The sequence below is a fragment of the Propionimicrobium lymphophilum DSM 4903 genome (assembly GCF_000423485.1).
Taxonomy (GTDB): domain Bacteria; phylum Actinomycetota; class Actinomycetes; order Propionibacteriales; family Propionibacteriaceae; genus Propionimicrobium; species Propionimicrobium lymphophilum.
This window is the reverse complement of the sequence record NZ_AUIB01000005.1, coordinates 89,778-109,073: the sequence shown is the minus strand read 5'-3', so window position 1 is coordinate 109,073 and position 19,296 is coordinate 89,778. Positions and strand designations below refer to the sequence as shown.

Below are 19,296 nucleotides of genomic sequence, written 5' to 3'. Positions count from 1 at the left end.
TTTGCGCGGCCCAACGCCTATTAATCTGCCTCTTAGCCAATTAGGAGAAGGTATGAGCGAACGCACAGGTTTAGTACGCCGCCTAACCAGCGGACAGGTAGCCATGATCGGGCTTTCCGGCGCGCTCGGCACCGGGCTGTTTCTCGGCTCGGGTGCGACGATCGCGCTCGCCGGCCCCGCCACGATCATCAGCTATATCCTCGCCGGTTCGCTCGCCCTGGTAATCGTATGGGCGCTCGCCGAAATGGTTTCGGTGCACCCGGTTCCGGGCGGGCACGGTGCTGTCGCGGGCGCTTATCTTGGCCGGCTGGGCGGCTACGTCGGACGCTGGAATTTTGCCATTCAGTCGTTCATTGCGGTCGGCGCGGAGGTGGTCGCCGGTGCAACATATCTGCAGCATTGGTTCCCCGGCCTGAATCTGGGCGTCGGCACGGTGTGCTGTTCGCTGTTCGTCATCGGCCTAAACTTGGCGACGGTGCGTCTCTACGGAACCAGCGAATACTGGTTCTCGATGATCAAAGTGGTAGCCATCTGCGCATTCATTTTGCTCGGGCTCTCGCTGATCTTTTTCGGCTGGCCGAGCCCGAACCCGCCGACGGGGCTGTCCAACCTTACCAGCCACCGCGGTTTCGCCCCCTACGGCTTTGGCGGCATTCTGCTGGCCGCCTGCATGGCTGTGTTCTCGTTCGGCGGCATCGAGAACTCGTCCGCTGGAGCGGCGGAATCCGAGCACCCCGAGCGCGACATCCCGCGCGCAGCACGCGCGATGATCTGGCGCCTACTGATCTTCTACATCCTGGCGGTTGGTGTCATCGTCACCATGCAGCCCTGGACAGAGACGGCCGCAGCCAATGGAACTATAGAGAGTTCGCCGTTCGTGAAGGCCCTCGACGCCGCGGGAATTTCTGCCGCCGGACACATCATGAACTTCGTGTTGATCGTTGCCGCGCTGTCTGCAGCGAACGGTTGCCTGTACGCGTCGAGCCGGATGATTCACTCGCTGGCAATCGACGGCATGGCACCGAAGGCTGCTGCCAAGACGTCGCACAACGGCGCGCCGCGCGGGGCCGTCATGATTGCCGCCATCGGCATGGTCATCGCCAGCCTGCTCTCCATTTTTGCCGCCGAAAGCGCCTTCCAGTACCTGATGGGTGCCGCGATCTTGGGCATCCTGGTGACGTGGACCATCGTCCTTCTCACGCACCTGCGGTTCCGTTCCGTGCGCAAGAAGTTGGGCAAGCCGGCCGCGCCAGCCCGCGTCTTGGGTGCGCCATACGTCAACTACCTCGGAATCGCCGCCTGCGTCTGCGTGTTCATCGCGCTGTGGTGGCAGATCCACGCGGCTTGGGTTGCCGGTATCCCGTACCTGATCTGTCTGTTCGGTTCATACTTTGTGCTCAAACACTTCCGTGATCTCCCCGAGCCGAAGGAACTTCCCGAAGGCCACTGATAATCACATAATCTAAATAAAGCGATGGGTGCCGAGGGTTTATACCTTGGTGCCCATTGTTTTTGCTTGGCTAGTGGTTTCGCCGGTTGCTTCTTGTCTGTGGTTTCTTTGGACGGGTACCGGTCGGTTGTGGGATTCAGGTCTTTGCGTCACTGGCTACGTGTCTCCGCTCCTGATTCAAACGCTTTCGCGTTTGAATGTCGTCGCTCTCGCCACGCCTTGATGTTCCTTCAAAGACCCGAACTCCCACAACCTCAGCTAAATAGGTGCCCACCTTGGCTCATCTGGAGATAGCGAGGAGAAAAAGATTCGACGTCGGACTTTTTCTTCCGCGATGATTTCTGAGGATTTAACGGGAACGATAAGGCTCGACGTCGAACAATTTCCTCCACGTTGATTCGCCAAGATTTAACGGGAACCAAAAAGCTCGACTACGAACATTTTCTTCCTCACTAATCTCGACGACGCCCAACTCGGTGCCCACTTTTAACAGCGAGGATGCTGGGCTGGGTTGGTTTGGAGAGCATCGAGGCGTGGCGAGAGTGAAATCTCGATATCGCGCAAGCGATAAGAGATTAACGTAGACACGGCGACTCGCTCGACAAACTAAGCCAGACCAGCAGCCGCCCAGAAGCAGCCGAACCAGAAACAGAACGATCGGTGAGGAATACGTCGGGTGAAATTGTCAGTGCGCCCTGCAATGATGGAAGGCATGGAAAACATGGCACCATTGGCTAAGCTGCTCGACGATTTGGGGCCCAAGCCTGAAACTGACGCGGTATTCGACGCGTTCAGTAAGTATGCCGAGAGCAAGGGCACGCCGATGTATCAGCATCAGGCGGATGCGCTTCTGGCGACGCTGATGGATGCCAACACCATCATCACCACGCCGACGGGTTCGGGTAAGTCGATGATCGCCACCGCGGCGATGGTCGCAACGCTGGCGGAGCGCGGTCGCGTCTACTACACGGCACCCATCAAGGCGCTGGTGAGCGAGAAGTTCTTCTCTTGGTGCGACGATTTCGGGGCGGACCTGGTTGGCATGGTGACGGGCGACGCGTCCGTCAATCCCGATGCGCCGATCATCTGCTGCACGGCCGAGATCCTGGCGAATATCGCGCTGCGCGAGGGCGAGGACGCCGACATCGACTGCGTCATCATGGACGAGTTCCACTTCATCGCAGACCCAGACAGGGGCTGGGCGTGGCAGGTGGCGCTGACGGAGCTGCCAGCAGCGCAGTTCGTCATCATGAGCGCCACGCTGGGGGACGTGACGGATCTGGCTAAGAAGCTGGAGGAGGTTACGGATTATCCGGTCGAGGTGATTAGCGGCGTCGAGCGTCCGGTTCCGCTGCAATACGAGTGGTCCATGACGCCGCTGCCGGAGAAGCTGGAGGAGCTCGTCGCCACCGGGCAGGCGCCGGTTTACCTGGTTCACCCCAGCCAAAAGATGGCCACTGAGGCGGCCAGCAAGCTGCACACCACAAAGCTAATTTCGACGCAGCAGCGCCGGCAGATCGCCGATGCCATCCGGGACTTCCGCTTCGCTCCCGGTTTCGGCAAGACTCTTCGTTCCATGATTTTGAGCGGGGTCGGCGTCCACCACGCGGGTCTACTGCCTAAGTATCGCAGGCTCGTGGAGAACCTGGCCCAGGCCGGGCTGCTGAAGGTGATCTGCGGCACGGACACGCTCGGCGTCGGCGTGAACGTGCCTATCCGAACTGTGGTTTTCACGCAGTTGAGCAAGTTCGACGGCCGTCGCGATCGGGTGCTTCGCAGCCGCGAATTTCACCAGATTGCCGGCCGAGCGGGACGGGCTGGCTTCGACACCATTGGTTATGTCGTCGCGCAGGCCCCCGAGCATCAGATTGAGAACGCGAAGATCGAGGCGAAGTTTGCTGATAACCCGAAGAAACTGAAGTCCGTGCGCAAGAAGAAGGCGCCCGATGGCTTCATCAACTACACCGAGGACACCTTCAACAAACTGATCAATTCCACCCCGGAAACGCTGCACGCGCGGATGAAGATCACGTACTCGATGCTCATCAATCTGCTGTCGCGCGATCAAGACACGGCCGAGGCCGTCGTCAACCTGGTCAACGACTCCACCGAGAGCATCCAGCATCGCCACCGCTTGTATCGGCGGGCAATCCAGTTGGGTCGTTCGCTCATTCGTGACGGCGTGGTGGTGCAGCGTGACGAGCCGACTCCCGGCGGCAGGAAGTACGATCTGGCTCCGGACTTGCAGGACGATTTCGCGCTCAATCAGCCGCTAGCCGGTTTTGCTATCAACTTCATTGACGCCTTGGACGTCGAAAGCCCGGACTACGCTCTCGATGTGGTGAGCGTGATGGAGGCTACTCTCGAAGACCCTATGCAGATTCTCTACGCCCAGCAGTCCTTCGAGCGTGGCAAGGCGGTCGCCGAAATGAAGGCCGATGGGCTGGATTATTTGGATAGGCAGAAGGAGGCCGAGGAGATCACCTGGCCCCAGCCGCTGGCCGAGGAGCTGGAGGAGGCGCTCATGCCGATTCTGGCTAGGCAGCCTTGGCTGGGCGCTGCGCCGCTTTCGCCGAAGTCGATCGTCAGGGACATGTTTGAGCGCGCGATGACGTTCGGCGAGTTCGTCGCCCATTACAAGATCACCCGCAGCGAGGGACTTCTGCTTCGCTACCTATCGGATGCTTGGCGCGCTCTTCGTCAGACTGTTCCGCCAGAGTCCCGCACCCCCGAACTCGAGGAGATCATCGACTGGTTGGGCGAGACCATCAAGATGACCGACTCCAGCCTGGTGGATGAGTGGGAGGCCATGAATGACCCGACCCGGACTGTCGAGGAGGTGCGCAAGGCCGCCGAGGCGCCGGAGCGCCCGCTCACTGGCAACAAGACCGCGTTCAGGCGGCTAGTGCGAAACGCGATGTTCCGTCGGGTGTTGCTGATGGCGGACGACGACGTCGAGGCGCTGGCAGATCTTGATGGTGAGGATTCGGAGTGGACAATCGACGACTGGGACGACGCCTTGGGCGACTACTGGGACGAGCACGAGGAGATGGGCGCCGGTGCCGAGGCGCGTGGCCCGTCGCTGTTTATCGTCGAGAATCCGGAGGATCGGGTCTGGAAGGTGCGTCAGATCATCGACGACCCGGAGGGCAATCACGACTGGCAGGTGTCTGCGGAGGTCGATCTCGATGCCAGCGACGAAGCGGGCGAGCTGGTTCTAGAAATTTCGGAGTTCGATAGGAAAGATTAGGCGAACAGGTTCTTTCTCGGGCTGCGGGTCATTCCGGACGGGCTAGCTGCTGTTTTTGCCACTTAACTCTTGCGATTTTTATTTTTTATCGCTGCTGTGTAATATCGATCCAGTCGCTTCGCGCGAGTGGCGGAATGGTAGACGCGCTGGCTTCAGGTGCCAGTGCCCTTTACGGGCGTGGAGGTTCAACTCCTCTCTCGCGCACAACAAAACCCCTAGTCAACTGGATGTTTGGCTGGGGGTGTTGCATTTCAGGAGGAGAATAGGAGGATTGCTCTCCTCAACTCATCGCCTATGACAGAGGCATTGATGGCCTTGATAGGCTGGTTTCACCTCTGCCGGAAGTGCTCAATGGTGAAAACCGTCCAAGAAACTGCCCCACGCCCATGATCGAATTCAAGTCCGTCGAGAAGAGATATGGCTCCACCCTCGCGGTGGAGAATTTCTCTCTGCAACTGCCCTCGCATAAAACCACTGTTTTTGTTGGTCCATCCGGCTGCGGAAAGACCACGCTGCTGAGGATGATCAACAGGATGGTCGAGCCCACAAAGGGGGACGTCGAGATCGACGGCACCCCCGTCTCAAGCGGTTCGCCGGTGCAGCTTCGTCGTTCCATCGGTTACGTCCTGCAAAATGGCGGTCTGCTGCCGCACCTGAAAGTCATCGACAACGTAACTTCTGTGTTGCGCCTGCAGAAAACCCCGCGCTCCGGGGCAGCAGAGCGCGCCCGTCAGATGATGGAGCTGGTTGGGTTGGACCCATCGGTGGGCGATCGCTATCCGGCGCAGCTTTCCGGCGGTCAGCAGCAGCGCGTCGGTGTCGCCAGGGCGCTGGCCCCCGACCCGAACATTCTTCTGATGGACGAGCCGTTCGCGGCCGTCGATCCGGTGGTGCGGGCCGAGCTGCAGGCCGAGGTTATCCGGCTGCAGTCGGAACTCTCCAAGACGGTGGTTTTCGTCACCCACGACATCGACGAGGCATTCAAACTGGGCGATCAGATCGTCATCCTGGGTGAGGGAGCCAAGATTCACCAGGCCGGAACCGCCGACGAGATAATCGCCAGTCCTGCAGACAACTTCGTGCGAGACTTCGTCGGCCTTACCAACGGCTCCAGAGAGTTCCGGCTGGAGGGCGGAATCGTCAAGGACGCCACAGGGCGCACCCGCGGAGTGGTCCTCGAATGAATTGGATAACGAACAACCTGAGCTTGATCTTCGAGCTCGCGCTCGCTCATCTGGGGCAGTGCCTGCCTCCGATTGCTGCAGCCCTGCTCGTCTCGATCCCGCTCGGCTGGCTGGCCAACCGCATGAAGGTGGCAGGCGGGGCGCTGCTCAGCTTCATCGGGCTGTTCTACGTCATCCCGTCCCTGGCCCTTTTTGCGCTGCTGCCGCCGCTGCTCGGCATCAGCTTCCTGTCGCCGATCAACCTGATGATCGCGTTGTGCCTGTATGCTTCGGCGCTGCTCACCAGGTATGCGGCCGATGGCTTTCGTTCCATAGACGCCTTGACGCTGAGCGCAGCCAAGGCGGTTGGCTACGGCACGTTTGCCCGGTTCTGGCGGGTCGAGCTGCCGCTGGCCGGCCCGGTCATCCTGGCGGGGTTGCGGGTTGCCACCATGACCACCGTCTCGCTGGCGACGGTCGGTGCCCTGATCGGGGCTACGAACCTGGGCTACCTATTTACTAACGGCTACCAGCGCCAGATACCTGAAGAGATTCTCGCGGGCGTCGTCGCCTGTTTAGTGCTGGCTTTGACGCTCGACCGCCTGCTGGCACTTGCCGGACGCATGTTTTTGCCATGGACGGTGGTCAAATGAATCTTTTTGAGCAGGCATTCCACTGGATGTTCTCTGATCAGCTGGCGCAGAGCGTGCTGCCGATGGGCAAAGCAATATCTACGCATCTCGGATTCTCCCTTCTTTCTCTGCTGATAGCGGCGGCCATCGCCGTCCCGCTGGGCTGGTTCATCGGTCACACTGGACGCGCTCGAAACCTGGTGATTTCGGCGACGGGAGCGGCTCGCGCGCTGCCGTCGTTCGGTCTGGTGCTGTTTTTGGTCGTGCTATTCGGGGTTGACGGCAAAGCCTTAGCCGTCTACGCCGCGTTGACGCTGCTTGCCGTGCCGCCGATCTTGGCTGGCGCCTACTCGGGTGTCGAGGCGGCACCCAAAACGACTGTCGACGGGGCTCGCGCGATAGGCATGTCCGAGGCACAGGTCTTGTTCAAGGTTGAGGCCCCGCTCGGGCTGCCTCTGCTGTTCAACGGGCTGCGCACGGCGTTGCTGCAAATCATCGCTTCGGTAACAATCGCGGGATACGTCGGTGCCTGGGGGCTCGGCTTTTATATCGTTCAGGGCATTGCGTTGCGGCGCTTCGACCAGGTGCTCGGGGCGTCGCTCGTGACGGTCGCGCTGGCGGTCATCGCCGACGTGGCGATGGCGCTGGTCAGGCGCCTGGCTATCCCGAAAGGTGTCCGGCTGCAGCCGGCTAATGAATAGGAAAAAACAATGAAGATCTTTCGCAAACTGGCCGTTTTGGCGTCTGTCGCGGCGCTGTTGCTTACTGGCTGCGGCGCAAACGACGACCCCTTCGAATCGGGTTCCAGCACCGACGCCATAACCGTTGGCTCGTCCGCCTACTATTCCAACGAGATCCTGGCGGAAATTTTTTCCCAGGCGCTTGAGGCTGAGGGATTCGAGGTGAACAGGCGCTTCAACATCGGCAAGCGCGACGCCTACTTGCCGTCACTGCAGAACGGTGACATCACGCTTTTCGCCGAATACACCGGTAACCTGCTGCAGGCCCTCGAGCCGGACACCACGGTGACGGAGCCTCAGGCCGTCTACGATGAATTGGTCAAGGCGCTGCCCGACAACCTCGTGGCCTACGACCGCGCTCCGGCCGCCGATCAGGATTCGTACAACGTCACGGCTGAGTTCGCAGAGAAAAATCAGGTGAAGACAATTGCTGATCTTGCGAAGATCGGCAAGGTGCGTGTTGGCGGCAAGCCGGAGCTGGAGGGGCGCCCCTATGGGCCCCAAGGCTTAAGAAGCGTCTATGGCCTTGATGTCGAGTTCGTCGCAACAGGCGAAACCACCCCCGAGGAACTCGCCGCAGGAAATGTGGACGTCGCCAACATTTTCAGCGCCGAACCGCGTATCAAGACCTACAACCTGGTGACCCTGGAGGATCCCAAGGGCATGTTCCTAGCCTCTAACGTGGTGCCGATCGTGCAGGCAGAAAAGGCCGACGAGCTTCGCGGGATTATCGAACCGATAGTTAAGAAGCTGACCACCGAGGACTTGGTGAACATGAATCTTGCCTCCACCAGAGACAAGCGCTCCAGCGCAGACATTGCCAAAGAGTGGCTGCGAAGCATCAATAAATAGTCTCTGATTGGGGCATATATAAAAAGGTAGGGTAGTGTCTTTCGTGGTAACCGATCACCCACCCCTTCGGTTTGCTAAGAAAGAAATGTAAAAAATTCTTAGAAAAGTTGCCAAAGTTTGAAATTTTCTCAGGATTGCTCTTATATTTATCTCAGCTTCCACTTCGAAGCTGAACTTTCTTAAGTCTTATTCGTACAGGAGAACCAAGTGACCGCACGCCGCGCCCTTATCGACGAAGCCGTTAACGACTTCGATACTTTGCCGGCCCGTGCCGCACGTCGGGCAGCTGCCGACGATAGCGTGCTGAACGTAATGAGCATTGATCTTTCCTCCGTCGAAACCGCACGCCGCGCGGTTGACATGACGGTTCCTGCAGTAGAGCAGACCCTCACCGACCCGATCCGCCTGAGCGCCGACAATACCGGCCTTAGCGGACGCGCCCGCAAGCTGATGGCCACCGCGGCCACCATGGCTGCCGCCGCCGTATTCGTCGTTCCGGGTGCCCTGCAGGTTTCCTCCGCGGCCGATCGCCCCCAGGCGACCACCGCAACCCTTACCGGCGACCGCACCGCCAACAAGGTAACCCGTGCAACCGAGCGCACGCTGTTGGATGTAACCGAGACCACTAGCGACCGCGCAGTTGACGACGACACCGAGACCCGCGTCACCGCGGCTTTCGAGAAGAAGGCGGCAGACGACAAGGCTGCCGAGGAAAAAGCTGCTGAAGAGGCTGCAGCTCAGGATCGCGCTCGCGAAGAGGCCGACGCCCGACGTGCAGAGGCCACCAACAACGCTGCAGCTCCTGCAGCGGCCAGGCCCGTCACCTACTCCTCGGCTCCGGCTAGCGGTGCGGCAGGCGCAGCCGTCGCATTCGCACTGGCCCAGTCCGGCAAGCCCTACATCTGGGGCAGCACCGGTCCTGCCGGATACGACTGCTCCGGTTTGATTTACGCCGCCTATGCCTCCGCTGGTGTCTCCCTGCCCCGCACCTCATTCGGCATGGCGACCGCAGGTGTTGCGGTTTCCACCTCCGATCTGCAGCCCGGTGACATCATCATTTCCTACGGTGGTGGCCACGCGGCTCTGTACATCGGCAACGGTCAGGTTGTAGAGGCTTCGGCCCCTGGCATCCCGATCGGCGTTAACGCTCTGGCAGGCGGCATCACCGCAGCCCGTCGCGTTATCTAGATTCATACTTTTTAACTGATGCCCCCCCTAGACACTAGGGGGCATCAGTTTTTATTTGGCAACTTTGTTCCGCGTCGCTCGTTCTCCTACTACTCTGTTGGCTATGCAGACACCTGTTGACCCGACGACGACATCGGCTTGGAGCGATCTTTCCCGCACCGCTGAAAGCTTCTACGTAGATTTCCGCAAGTGGTTCGAAGAGGACCCGGAGCGGGCCAAGCGTTTCTCGCGTGAGGCCGCCGATTTATACGTCGACTTTTCGAAGAATTATCTGACTGACGAAGTCCTCGAGATGCTGGTCAGGCTGGCCAAAGAAGTTCAGCTTGAGGAACGTCGCGACGCAATGTTCGCCGGCGAGATCATCAACACCTCGGAGCAGCGTTCAGTGCTGCACACCGCTCTGCGTCGTCCCAAGGGCGACGAGCTGATGGTGGACGGCGTGAACGTCGTCGACCAAGTGCACGAGACCCTGGAGCGCGTCTACGACTTCGCCGAGCAGGTGCGCTCGGGTTCCTGGGTGGGCGTCACCGGCAGGCAGATTAAGACGATCATCAATATTGGGATCGGCGGCTCCGACCTCGGCCCGGTTATGGTCTACGAGGCGTTGAAGCCGTACAAACTCAACGACATCGAGTGCCGCTTCATCAGCAACATTGACCCGGCCGACATGTACGAGAAGACGCACGACGTTGACCCGGAGACGACGCTGTTCATCGTCGCTTCAAAGACCTTCACCACGCTCGAGACGATGACCAACGCCCGCATGGCGAAGAACTGGCTCATCAACTCGCTGCGCGCGGTGAACGCCATCAGCGACAGCGAGAAACAGCGTGCGGAGGCCGTCGCCAAGCACTTCGTTGCGGTGTCCACCGCCCTGGACAAGGTTGAGGAATTCGGCATCAAGCGTGAGAACGCGTTCGGCTTCTGGGATTGGGTCGGTGGACGCTACTCCGTCGATTCGGCCGTCGGCCTGGCCGATGTGATCGCGTTAGGCAAGGACAACTGGCAGGAGTTCCTGGCCGGCTTCCACGCCATGGACGAGCACTTCCGCACTGCACCGCTGGAGCAGAACGTTCCGGCGCTGATGGCGATGCTGAACGTCTGGTACAACAACTTCTTTGACGCCCAGACTCACGCCGTGCTGCCGTATTCGCAGTATCTGCACCGCTTCCCGGCATACCTGCAGCAGCTGACGATGGAATCGAACGGCAAGCGCGTCCGCTGGGACGGTTCACCTGTCACCACGCAGACCGGCGAAGTCTTCTGGGGCGAGCCTGGCACCAACGGCCAGCACGCCTTCTATCAGATGATCCACCAGGGTACGAAGGTGATCCCGGCGGACTTCATCGCGCCGATCAACCCGGCACACGCACTGAGCGAGTCCGGCACCGACGTGCACGGCCTGTTCTTGTCCAACTTCTTCGCGCAGACGTCCGCGCTGTCGTTCGGCAAGACTGCCGACGAGGTCCGTGCGGAGGGCACCGCGGAAGAGATCGTCTCTGCCCGCGTGTTCCCGGGCAACAAGCCAACGACGAGCATCCTCGTCCCGGAGATTTCTCCGCGAGTTCTCGGCGAGTTGATCGCACTCTACGAGCACATCACGTTCGTCGAAGGCGTGGTGTGGAGCATCAACTCGTTCGACCAGTGGGGCGTCGAGCTTGGCAAGGTGCTCGCCAAGCAGATCGCGCCAGCCATCGACGGCGACCGCGAGGTGCTTGCCCAGCAGGACGGTTCCACGCAGAACCTGATCGAGCATTATCTAGATAATCGAAACTAACACGGTAGCGGCGGGAGGAGACCAAATGGTCTCCTCCCGCTTTTCATTGTTTGACGTTTCTGTCCGGCGATTAAACTGTTCGCATGGCGAAAAAGACTGGTGGTTGCGGCTTCGGGCTGCTGCGCGTGATCTTGGCCGTGCTGATCATCGCCGCGCTGGTCTTCATCGTTCCGCTCGCCGTCGTGCTGGCGGAGTCCAGTGGTCGGATCTATTACTCGGTTGAGGAGACGCCGTCCAGGGACGTGGCGATGGTGATGGGCGCTTCCGTGTGGGGCGACAGGCCCTCGCCATATCTGAAGGGTCGCCTCGACGTCGCCGCCGATCTCTACCACTCGGGCAAGGCGAAGGTGTTGATCGTTTCGGGCTCGATCAGTGACAACGAGCCGAAGACCATGCGCTCGTATCTGATGGAGCAGGGAGTCGATTACCGCGACATCGTGCTTGACGAGGGCGGCGACAATTCCTACACGTCGTGTGCGGTGGCCAAGCGGCGCTTCGGCGTCGAACAGCTAACCGTGGTCAGCCAGGACTACCACCTGCCCAGGACGGTTGCTGCCTGCCAGTTGCAGGGTGTTGACGCCATCGGGTCGGCGGACATCATCAAGATCAAAAATGACGCCTACAACAGGTATCAGCGCCGAGAGCTTGGGGCGAACGTCAAGCTGATGATCAACGCCATCTTCGACCACACCCCGGACGTCGGCGAGCCCAGCTCGGAGGTTGCCGACGCGCTGGCCAGGCCTCGCTAGCGGCGTCCGATTCCGCGGTAGTTCCACCCGGCGGCCTGCCACGCCGCAGCATCCAGGACGTTTCTGCCGTCGAGGATATTCGGCTGGCGCACCCAGATTTTTGCCTCGGCAGGATCTAATTCGACATATTCGCGCCACTCGGTGCCGAGCACGGTGACATCGGCGTTGCGCATAGCCTCTTCTGCCGTGTCTACTACGCAGAGGTTCGGGCGCTTGGCTCGCAGCCCGTCGGTTGCTTGCGGGTCGGTGATCACCATGTCGGCGCCCCTGGCCGAAATCTGCTGGGCGATGTCCAGGGCGGGGGAGTCGCGCAGGTCGTCGCTGTTGGGCTTGAACGCGGCACCCAGAACGGCCACCCGACGTCCGACGAAAGTGCCGCCGGCCATCTCTTTGGCTATTTCGACGGCACGCTGGCGGGAGCGCAAGTTGACGGTGTCCACCTCGCGTAGGAAGGTGAGCGCCTGCTCGACTCCCAGTTCGCCAGCCCTGGCCATGAACGCCCGAATGTCCTTAGGCAGGCAGCCACCGCCGAAGCCGAGCCCCGCGCGCAGAAATTTTTTGCCGATTCGATCGTCGTAGCCGATGGCCTCCGCCAGCTTGGTGACGTCTGCACCGGACGCGTCGCACAGCTCTGCCATCGCGTTGATGAAGCTGATCTTTGTGGCGAGGAAACTGTTGGCGGCCACCTTGACGAGTTCTGCTGTTGCATAGTCGGTCAACAGACGGGGGATACCCTCAGCCAGCAGTCGGGAGTAGCACTCGTCCAGGAGCCCCTGGGCGGTTTTTGCGTCGTCTGGGTCAGCGGGTAGCCCATAGACGATCCTGTCCGGGTGCAAGGTGTCGTCGACGGCGAAGCCCTCGCGCAGAAACTCCGGATTCCACACCAGCAGGCTCTTTCCTGCTAGGCGGCGTGAGATTGCCTCTGCTGTGCCGACCGGCACCGTCGATTTGCCCACGATCAGTTTCGGTTCGTCGCCGGTCAAGTTCGTCAGCAGCCCGTCGAGCGCGGACTCGACGTAGCTCATGTCCGCAGCGTTTCGTGACGAAGACTGCGGGGTGCCGACCGCGATGAAGCTGATCTGGGCATCTGCCGCGTCCGCGTACTCGCAAGTGAAGGCGAGACGTCCGGACTTCACCTGTTCGGAAAGTATTTCCTTGAAGCCCGGCTCGAAGAACGGCGGCTCGCCCGCGTTGAGCTTGGCGACCTTGGCGGCGTTCACGTCGACGCCGATCACCTCATGGCCCAGGCTGGCCATGCAAGCAGCGTGCACCGCGCCCAGATAGCCGCATCCGATGACAGAAATTCGCATATTTTTCCTCGCCTAGAAACTCCTACTAGAAGCTTAATGGCCTCAACCTTGTCAGTCGTGGAACAATAACTCTATGACTTCTTTGCCCGCACTACTTTCCGAGCGCGTCGAGGCCGTCGCAGGCGTCGACCCTGAACTCCGGCCTGCCACCAAGCCGCAGTTCGGCCACTTCCAGTCCAACGTCGCATTGCGGCTGGCCAAGACCGAGGGCGTGCCGCCCCGAGAAATAGCGCAGCGCATCGTGGATAAGCTCGAAATCGACGACCTGTGCGAGACCCCAGACATCGCGGGCCCCGGTTTCATCAACTTCAGGCTGAAGACCTCGGTGCTGGCAGCCGCCGTCAATAAGCTTGCCGCCGACGAGAATCTCGGCATCTCCCAGGTAGCCGAGCCGGAGCGCGTCGTGATCGACTACTCCAGCCCTAACGTCGCCAAGCAGATGCACGTCGGCCACCTGCGCTCGACGATCATCGGCGACTGCTTCAACCGGGTGCTTTCCGCCACCGGCGAGGATGTCATCGCCCAGAACCACATCGGCGATTGGGGACGCCAGTTCGGCATGCTCATCGAGCGGATCATCGACGAAGATCTCGATCTGGGTTCGCTAGACCTAGCCGGCGCCGAGGAGCTCTACAAGCGCGCTAATGAGTCGTTGAACTCCAGCGAGGAGTTTGCCGACCGCGCCCGCGCTCGCGTCGTCAAGCTGCAGGGCGGCGACGAGGACACCCGGAAGATCTGGGAACGCCTTATCGAGATCAGCAAGGCCGGCTTCAACAACACCTATCGCCGCTTGAACGTGCTGCTGGACGACGGCGATCTGGCCGGCGAGTCCACATACAACGAGTTTCTCAACCAGGTTGCCGAGGATCTGCAGAGCCGTGGCATTGCCGTCGAGGATCAGGGTGCTCTCGTAGTCTTCGTTGACGGTTTCGACGCTCCGGCCATCATTCGTAACTCTGCGGGCGGCTACGGCTATGACGTCACGGACATCGCTGCCATCCGCTACCGCGTCAACGAGTTGAAAGCCGATCGCATCATCTACGTCACGGACGCCCGCCAGGCCAACCACTTCGCGCTAGCCTTCGCCGTGGCCCGAAAGGCCGGCTATCTGCCCGATTCCGTCAAGGCCGAACACGTCGGCTTCGGCATGGTGCTCGGCCCCGACGGCAAGCCGTTCAAGACCCGCGAAGGCACTGCGGTTCACCTTGACGATCTGCTTGACGACGCCGAGAAGAACGCCACCCCGGAGGTGGCGCTTGCGGCGATCAAATACGCCGACCTCAGCTCCGGTCTTCAGAAGGACTACGTCTTCGACGTCGAGCGCATGACGGCCACCAGTGGCGACACCGGCCCTTACCTGCAGTACGCGCACGCCCGCTGCGCGAACATTCTGCGCGAGGCCGAGGCCCGCGGCTTCCAGCCCAGCGAGGTCGGGCAGCTCGCGGAACCGGCAGAGCAGGATCTGGCTCTGCAGCTGAGCGGCTTCGGTAACGCCGTCCACGTCGTCGCCGCCGATCTGACTCCGCACAAGCTATGCGGCTACCTCTACGAGCTGGCCGACAAGTTCTCGAAGTTCTACGAGAAGTGTCCGGTGCTAAAGAGCGCCGACGAGGTTCGTGCCAGCCGTCTCGGCCTGGTGGCCGCCACAAAGCAGGTGCTGGCCGCGGGCCTGGGCCTGCTTGGCATCGTCGCGCCGGAAAGAATGTGACAAATCACACTCGCTAATCCCTGATTCGGGGAGCCGTTTTGCAACACCCCTAGTCAGGGAACTTCGGTCTTTCCGTGGGTGGGTTAGCGAGTTGGATTTGGCAGATATTCGGGCACGAAAAAGCGGCACCCGCCTGCTTATGCTTAATCTGCGGAGTTATACCATTCGTTGTTCGTCATCGAAGGCAGCGAGTAGCCAGGCATACGCTCTGCGGCGAGGGCAGCGGCGCCAACGATTCCCGCCTGGTTCTCCAGCTTCGCGGCGACGATGCGTGGCCTAAGCTTCAGCAGCGGCAGGAACTTGTCGGCCTGCTTACTGATGCCGCCGCCAACGACGATCAGGTCGGGAGAGAATAGCTTCTCGAGCTCGTCGTAGTAGCGCTGTAGGCACTTCGACCATTCTTTGTAGCTCAACTTTTTCTTCGTCTTATACCCCGAAGAGGCGCGGGTTTCGGCGTCGTGGCCGTCGATCTCGAGGTGGCCCAGCTCCGTGTTGGGAATCAGGTGGCCCTTGTAGATGATCGCCGAACCGATGCCGGTGCCCAGCGTCGTCACAATGACGAGGTCGTTGACGCCCTTCGCCGCGCCATAGCGGGCCTCAGCGAAGCCTGCCGCGTCGGCGTCGTTGCACAGGTAGACGGGGCGCTTGAGCTTCTTGCTGAACAGATCGTCGGCGTTGGCGCCAACCCAGCTCTTGTGCAGGTTGGCCATGAACATGACGGTGCCGTGCACGATGGGGCCGGGGATGGCGATTCCGATGGGGGCCTCCGGGTCGAGGCGCTTTCGGAATTTGTGGACCATCTTCGCGACCACATCCGCGCAATTCTTTGGTGTGGAGTTCTTTGGAGTCAGGATGCGGATGCGCTCGCTGGTGAGCTCGCCGCGATCCAGATCGACGAGGGCACCCTTGATGCCGGTGCCGCCGATATCGATGCCAAGAATTTCAGTCATGCCAGCATTGTAGTGGTCGAAAGGGCATCCTTTAATAGCGGTAGCGCACTATTTCCAAGGACACCCCCTCTGACTACGCCGTTATCGGCTCGATTTGCGGGTTGGCCAACATTTCGCTGCGCGCGGTTCGCATCATCTGCGGCTCGGCGAGCGCCAGTTTTCTGGCATCTTTGGCGTCCAGCAGCTTCGCGCACAGGTCGACGGGCCCGGACGTGTTTTCCGCTTTGACGTCCGCCAACCCTAGTAAGCGCCGCAGGATGCCCTGGCTCAAGCGAACCTCTTGGACGCGGGCGTGAGGTACGATATCCACCTTGTGCGTAAGAATGTGGCCGGTGGCCACGATCGCCTTGTCGTTGAAGCCCCAGGTGAAGGTCTGGGCGTCGAACCAGCGGATCCAACGGGCCTTTTTGCCCGCGGGCCGCATCTGGATCGTCTCCAGCTCGAGCTGGGGAATGGCGACGTCGAGCACGCGTTTTACCTCGTCGTCGCTGCCGACGGGCAGCAGCAGGATCCCGCCGCCCGCGTCGTCGCTACTGATGCCGTGGCCGAGGACGTCGATGCGTACCCGTTTCCAACCCAGCAGGCGCCAAAGCAGCGGCTGGCTGATCTGGACGCCCTGGATGCGGTGGACGGGCACGGAACGGGAAATCAGTTCGGTCAGGCCGTGCGTGGTCTTCAACCCCGAGCTAGTCCAGGTGAGGGAGTAGTTGAAGCCCTCCTTGAGTTCCTTGAGTAGCCAGCCGATGTAGCCGAAAGCAGCCGGGAGCAGGCCGATCAAGGAAAGCCCAGCGGCGTCGCCGGGGATCAGGAGCCCCAGCGCGACGAAGATGGCGATGAACGCGATACCCCAGATCGTGCCCGTCGAAAGCACGAGAGAGCCGATCAGGCGCCCGACGGGAACCCGCACGATCACCTGGTCGTAGCCCAGAACGTCCTCGAGCACGCCCGGTTTGCTCAGCGCGCTGGCCTGGGCGGCTGGAGCGGCACCCGCTGCCTGCGGAGGCGGGGCGACGAAGCCCCTCGTAGAGGTCTGAGCACGGTTCGCCCTGGCCATCAGGAAGTCGCGCATCTTGTATGCGCGGTTGCGCTTCAGGTACTGGATCTTCTTGGACGCGTTGGCGCCGACGTCGATGTTCAGCGCGGCCAGGCCGAGGAGCCGGGCAACCAGCGGCTGCTTGATGTCCACGGACTGGATCTTGCTGAACGCGATTCTCTGGGACTGGTGCGCGATGAACGTGCGTTCGATGCGCACCTCATCGTCGTCGATCACGAAACGGGTGAACCACCAGTTCGCGAAGGCGAAGCCGATTGCCAGCACCAAAACGCCGAGAGTGATGAGAGCGGGGATCCAGAAATCCTTGCCAAGCACGCCGATCTCGGACAGCTTAATGTCGCCACTCAGCAGAGATTGAAAAGCGTCCTGGCCGAAGTAGATGACGACCGCCACCAGGAAAAGCCAGCCGTCGACGATCGGGCTGAGCGGGTGCGGGCGCTCTGCAACCTTTGCTTCGGGACTAGCCGCTGCCTGCTCGATGTCCACCACTTCCTCGTCTGGGGTGGGTGGCGGGAAATCGGTGGTGCTCATAGACCGGCCGCCTGCAACTCGCCCTTGGCCAGCAGACGTTCGCGTAGCCGCTGCGCCTCTTCCTTGTTAACTCCGGGAATCGTCCCGCCGGAGACGGTGGCTGCCGTGACAAGTTCGACGTTTGCCAGCCCGAGCCACCTGGAGATCGGCCCCGCGGTGATCTCGATGGCCTGCATCCTGCCGTAGGGAACTATCGAGAGGTTGCGCCAGAAAATGCCGTGCTTGATGTAGAGGTCGGAGTCGCGCTCCGCATAGCCCCATGCCTGGTAGAGGGCCTTCTGGCGCCAGACGCGGTAGCCCAAGAAGATCAGCGCGGCGAGCAAAACTGCCGCTGCCAGCCAGGTGGGGGTAAAAATGAAGCAGACCACCACTATTGGCACCAGGAGGAGAGGCCATTGCGTGAGCACGTCGATTCTGCGTTTGGTCAGGTATCGCGCATCGAGCGCAATCCAATTTTCGCCGGGCGGCGCAAAAAGATCGTCGGTTTTATCGGACACGGAATCCTCCGTCGTTGGTAGATGTTCGTGGGCAAAAAGCTTAGCGTTTTATCGAGTTTTTATATACCTAGCCGCTAAAAAATAAGTGGACCGCGGCTGCCGATTTTTTTCGAAGTGGGTATATGTTTTAGATATGGCTAAAAGGTACGCAATCACAAAGTGGCAGCGAAACCTGCCGAACGCCGATTCGAGCAAGGCGGCACTTTTCCTGCCTGGCAAACGTTACGCTTTCCCGCTTCCTGGGCTGATCTTCCCGGCGCTGGCTCTAAGGGACGCCGGCTGGACCATCTGGTATGCCGACATCGACATGATGGGCCTCGAGGATGAGGAAATTCGTTCCCTGGTGAACGAGGCGCTAGCTGAGATGTCCGCGCAGGCCGGCGCGAAGCAGCAGCTGGTCGTCGCCAAGTCCATCGGTTCGATGGGCGCCAAGTGGACAGCTGAGAATTCGGTGCCTGCGGTCTGGTTTACCCCTGTCCTGAACGACGCCCAGGTGGTCGATGACATCAAGGCATCCACGGCTCCCCGGCTGCTGATCGGGGGCACGAGCGACAGCTATTGGGACACAGACGCGGCCCGTTCCACCGGCGGCGAGATCGTCGAGGTTGAGGGCAGGGATCACTCCTTCCTGGTCCGCGACTGGCGGAGCGTCTTGGAGGATACCGGCCTGGTGACCGAAAAGATCGAGGAATTCGTCTCGAAAAACTGCTAAAAAATTGCCCGGTCTCCCGGGCAATTTTTATGTGCGCTTAGGCCTGTTTGATGGCCTTTATCGCCTCGTCGTAGTTGGGTTCGGTGCCGATCTCGGGTACCTGCTGGGTGTAGAGCACTACCCCGTCGCTGTCCAGCACGACTACCGCGCGGGAAAGCAGACCCATGAGTGGGCCGTCGGCCATGGTTACGCCGTAATCCTCGCCGATGCTGGAACGGAAGGCGGAGGCTGTCACAACTTTGTCGATGCCCTCTGCCGCGCAGAAGTTAGCGAATGCGAAAGGTAGGTCCTTGCTGACGTTGATGACGACGGCATTGTCTAGCTCGGAAGCGGCCTTGTTGAAGTTGCGCAGCGCGATGGCGCAGACGCCGGTCTGGACGCTGGGGAAGATGCTCAGCAGGACGCGCTTGCCTGCGTAATCGGAGAGCTTGATTTCGTTGAGGTCGTTGTCAACAAGCGCGAAGTCGGGGGCTTTGGTGCCTATGGTAGGCAGTTCGCCCACGGTGGTAACGGGTTTGGAATCAAAAGTAATATTAGCCATGTCCACATTATTTCGAATAATTCAAAATAATGCAGGCTTTTGGGTGGATTGATCCTAAGGCCAGCGCCCGTCGTTCGAAAATGTCACCAGGGCATGTGAACCGACTTGGGCTTCGAGGCGCCCCGACACAATGATTGGCAACATCGGGTTTTAGGTCCTTGGTCTGGTTAGCCTTAAAACACAAACTAGATC

16 protein-coding genes and 1 tRNA gene are annotated in these 19,296 nt (G+C 60.5%); 12 read left to right on the top strand and 5 right to left on the bottom strand.

What is annotated here, in order from left to right; translation table 11 throughout:
• Window position 1: 1 nt before the first annotated feature.
• From G556_RS0103920 to G556_RS0103875, 10 genes are all read left to right on the top strand, one after another.
• Entirely contained in the window at window positions 2–1,450 is a 1,449-nt protein-coding gene (locus G556_RS0103920; RefSeq protein ID WP_233418175.1) for an amino acid permease, read from the top strand.
• A 700-nt stretch (window positions 1,451–2,150) separates the two neighbouring features.
• Window positions 2,151–4,700 carry a DEAD/DEAH box helicase gene (locus tag G556_RS0103915; RefSeq protein ID WP_028821833.1) on the top strand — a complete coding sequence of 850 codons (2,550 nt, stop codon included), beginning with the start codon at window positions 2,151–2,153 and terminating at the stop codon, window positions 4,698–4,700.
• Between the two features lie 120 nt (window positions 4,701–4,820).
• Window positions 4,821–4,904, top strand: a tRNA-Leu gene (locus tag G556_RS0103910).
• Window positions 4,905–5,086: 182 nt separating this feature from the next.
• Complete coding sequence (locus G556_RS0103905; RefSeq protein ID WP_016455140.1) at window positions 5,087–5,884, top strand: ABC transporter ATP-binding protein; 798 nt, start codon at window positions 5,087–5,089, stop codon at window positions 5,882–5,884.
• A complete protein-coding gene (locus G556_RS0103900; RefSeq protein ID WP_028821832.1) occupies window positions 5,881–6,516 on the top strand; it encodes an ABC transporter permease in 636 nt (211 codons plus the stop codon). The genes G556_RS0103905 and G556_RS0103900 overlap by 4 nt, the downstream gene beginning before the upstream one ends.
• On the top strand, window positions 6,513–7,196 hold the full coding sequence (locus G556_RS0103895; RefSeq protein WP_028821831.1) for an ABC transporter permease: 684 nt from the start codon (window positions 6,513–6,515) through the stop codon (window positions 7,194–7,196). The genes G556_RS0103900 and G556_RS0103895 overlap by 4 nt, the downstream gene beginning before the upstream one ends.
• A 9-nt stretch (window positions 7,197–7,205) precedes the next feature.
• On the top strand, window positions 7,206–8,087 hold the full coding sequence (locus tag G556_RS0103890) for an ABC transporter substrate-binding protein (protein ID WP_028821830.1): 882 nt from the start codon (window positions 7,206–7,208) through the stop codon (window positions 8,085–8,087).
• 207 nt (window positions 8,088–8,294) lie between these two features.
• Entirely contained in the window at window positions 8,295–9,275 is a 981-nt protein-coding gene (locus tag G556_RS11020; RefSeq protein ID WP_051176649.1) for a C40 family peptidase, read from the top strand.
• A gap of 103 nt (window positions 9,276–9,378) precedes the next feature.
• Window positions 9,379–11,052: a glucose-6-phosphate isomerase gene (pgi, locus tag G556_RS0103880; RefSeq protein ID WP_028821829.1), complete on the top strand. Its 1,674-nt coding sequence runs from the start codon at window positions 9,379–9,381 to the stop codon at window positions 11,050–11,052.
• An 83-nt stretch (window positions 11,053–11,135) separates the two neighbouring features.
• Window positions 11,136–11,801 (top strand): SanA/YdcF family protein, encoded by a 666-nt coding sequence (locus tag G556_RS0103875; protein ID WP_051176647.1) that lies wholly within the window; start codon window positions 11,136–11,138, stop codon window positions 11,799–11,801.
• Here the strand turns inward: G556_RS0103875 and G556_RS0103870 are convergent.
• On the bottom strand, window positions 11,798–13,111 hold the full coding sequence (locus G556_RS0103870; RefSeq protein WP_028821827.1) for a UDP-glucose dehydrogenase family protein: 1,314 nt from the start codon (window positions 13,109–13,111) through the stop codon (window positions 11,798–11,800). The genes G556_RS0103875 and G556_RS0103870 overlap by 4 nt on opposite strands.
• A 73-nt stretch (window positions 13,112–13,184) precedes the next feature.
• On the opposite strand from G556_RS0103870, the gene argS reads away from it, so the two are divergent.
• The gene (gene argS, locus G556_RS0103865; protein ID WP_028821826.1) at window positions 13,185–14,819 is read left to right on the top strand and encodes an arginine--tRNA ligase; all 1,635 of its coding nucleotides are present in this window, start codon (window positions 13,185–13,187) and stop codon (window positions 14,817–14,819) included.
• Between the two features lie 143 nt (window positions 14,820–14,962).
• Here argS and ppgK read toward each other — a convergent pair whose 3' ends face one another.
• The 3 genes from ppgK to G556_RS0103850 all read right to left on the bottom strand — a co-directional run bounded on the left by ppgK (window position 14,963) and on the right by G556_RS0103850 (window position 17,851).
• Window positions 14,963–15,769, bottom strand: coding sequence for a polyphosphate--glucose phosphotransferase (ppgK, locus tag G556_RS0103860; protein WP_028821825.1), 807 nt, complete (start codon window positions 15,767–15,769; stop codon window positions 14,963–14,965).
• Between the two features lie 73 nt (window positions 15,770–15,842).
• Complete coding sequence (locus G556_RS0103855; RefSeq protein WP_028821824.1) at window positions 15,843–17,354, bottom strand: PH domain-containing protein; 1,512 nt, start codon at window positions 17,352–17,354, stop codon at window positions 15,843–15,845.
• Window positions 17,351–17,851 (bottom strand): PH domain-containing protein, encoded by a 501-nt coding sequence (locus tag G556_RS0103850; RefSeq protein ID WP_028821823.1) that lies wholly within the window; start codon window positions 17,849–17,851, stop codon window positions 17,351–17,353. Before G556_RS0103850 ends, G556_RS0103855 begins: the two co-directional genes overlap by 4 nt.
• 133 nt (window positions 17,852–17,984) lie before the next feature.
• On the opposite strand from G556_RS0103850, the gene G556_RS11015 reads away from it, so the two are divergent.
• On the top strand, window positions 17,985–18,563 hold the full coding sequence (locus tag G556_RS11015) for a hypothetical protein (protein WP_051176645.1): 579 nt from the start codon (window positions 17,985–17,987) through the stop codon (window positions 18,561–18,563).
• A gap of 37 nt (window positions 18,564–18,600) precedes the next feature.
• On the opposite strand, the gene tpx is transcribed toward G556_RS11015, so the two are convergent.
• On the bottom strand, window positions 18,601–19,104 hold the full coding sequence (gene tpx, locus G556_RS0103840) for a thiol peroxidase (protein ID WP_028821822.1): 504 nt from the start codon (window positions 19,102–19,104) through the stop codon (window positions 18,601–18,603).
• Window positions 19,105–19,296: the final 192 nt, after the last annotated feature.

Bases quoted from the DNA above. Each gene is read 5' to 3' on its own strand.
- G556_RS0103870 (WP_028821827.1), bottom strand. From the start codon at position 13,111: ATGCGAATTTCTGTCATCGGATGCGGCTATCTGGGCGCGGTGCACGCT.
- G556_RS11015 (WP_051176645.1), top strand. From the start codon at position 17,985: ATGGCTAAAAGGTACGCAATCACAAAGTGGCAGCGAAACCTGCCGAAC.
- G556_RS0103905 (WP_016455140.1), top strand. From the start codon at position 5,087: ATGATCGAATTCAAGTCCGTCGAGAAGAGATATGGCTCCACCCTCGCG.
- G556_RS0103855 (WP_028821824.1), bottom strand. From the start codon at position 17,354: ATGAGCACCACCGATTTCCCGCCACCCACCCCAGACGAGGAAGTGGTG.
- G556_RS0103900 (WP_028821832.1), top strand. From the start codon at position 5,881: ATGAATTGGATAACGAACAACCTGAGCTTGATCTTCGAGCTCGCGCTC.
- ppgK (WP_028821825.1), bottom strand. From the start codon at position 15,769: ATGACTGAAATTCTTGGCATCGATATCGGCGGCACCGGCATCAAGGGT.
- argS (WP_028821826.1), top strand. From the start codon at position 13,185: ATGACTTCTTTGCCCGCACTACTTTCCGAGCGCGTCGAGGCCGTCGCA.
- G556_RS0103895 (WP_028821831.1), top strand. From the start codon at position 6,513: ATGAATCTTTTTGAGCAGGCATTCCACTGGATGTTCTCTGATCAGCTG.
- G556_RS0103875 (WP_051176647.1), top strand. From the start codon at position 11,136: ATGGCGAAAAAGACTGGTGGTTGCGGCTTCGGGCTGCTGCGCGTGATC.
- G556_RS0103915 (WP_028821833.1), top strand. From the start codon at position 2,151: ATGATGGAAGGCATGGAAAACATGGCACCATTGGCTAAGCTGCTCGAC.
- G556_RS0103890 (WP_028821830.1), top strand. From the start codon at position 7,206: ATGAAGATCTTTCGCAAACTGGCCGTTTTGGCGTCTGTCGCGGCGCTG.
- pgi (WP_028821829.1), top strand. From the start codon at position 9,379: ATGCAGACACCTGTTGACCCGACGACGACATCGGCTTGGAGCGATCTT.
- tpx (WP_028821822.1), bottom strand. From the start codon at position 19,104: ATGGCTAATATTACTTTTGATTCCAAACCCGTTACCACCGTGGGCGAA.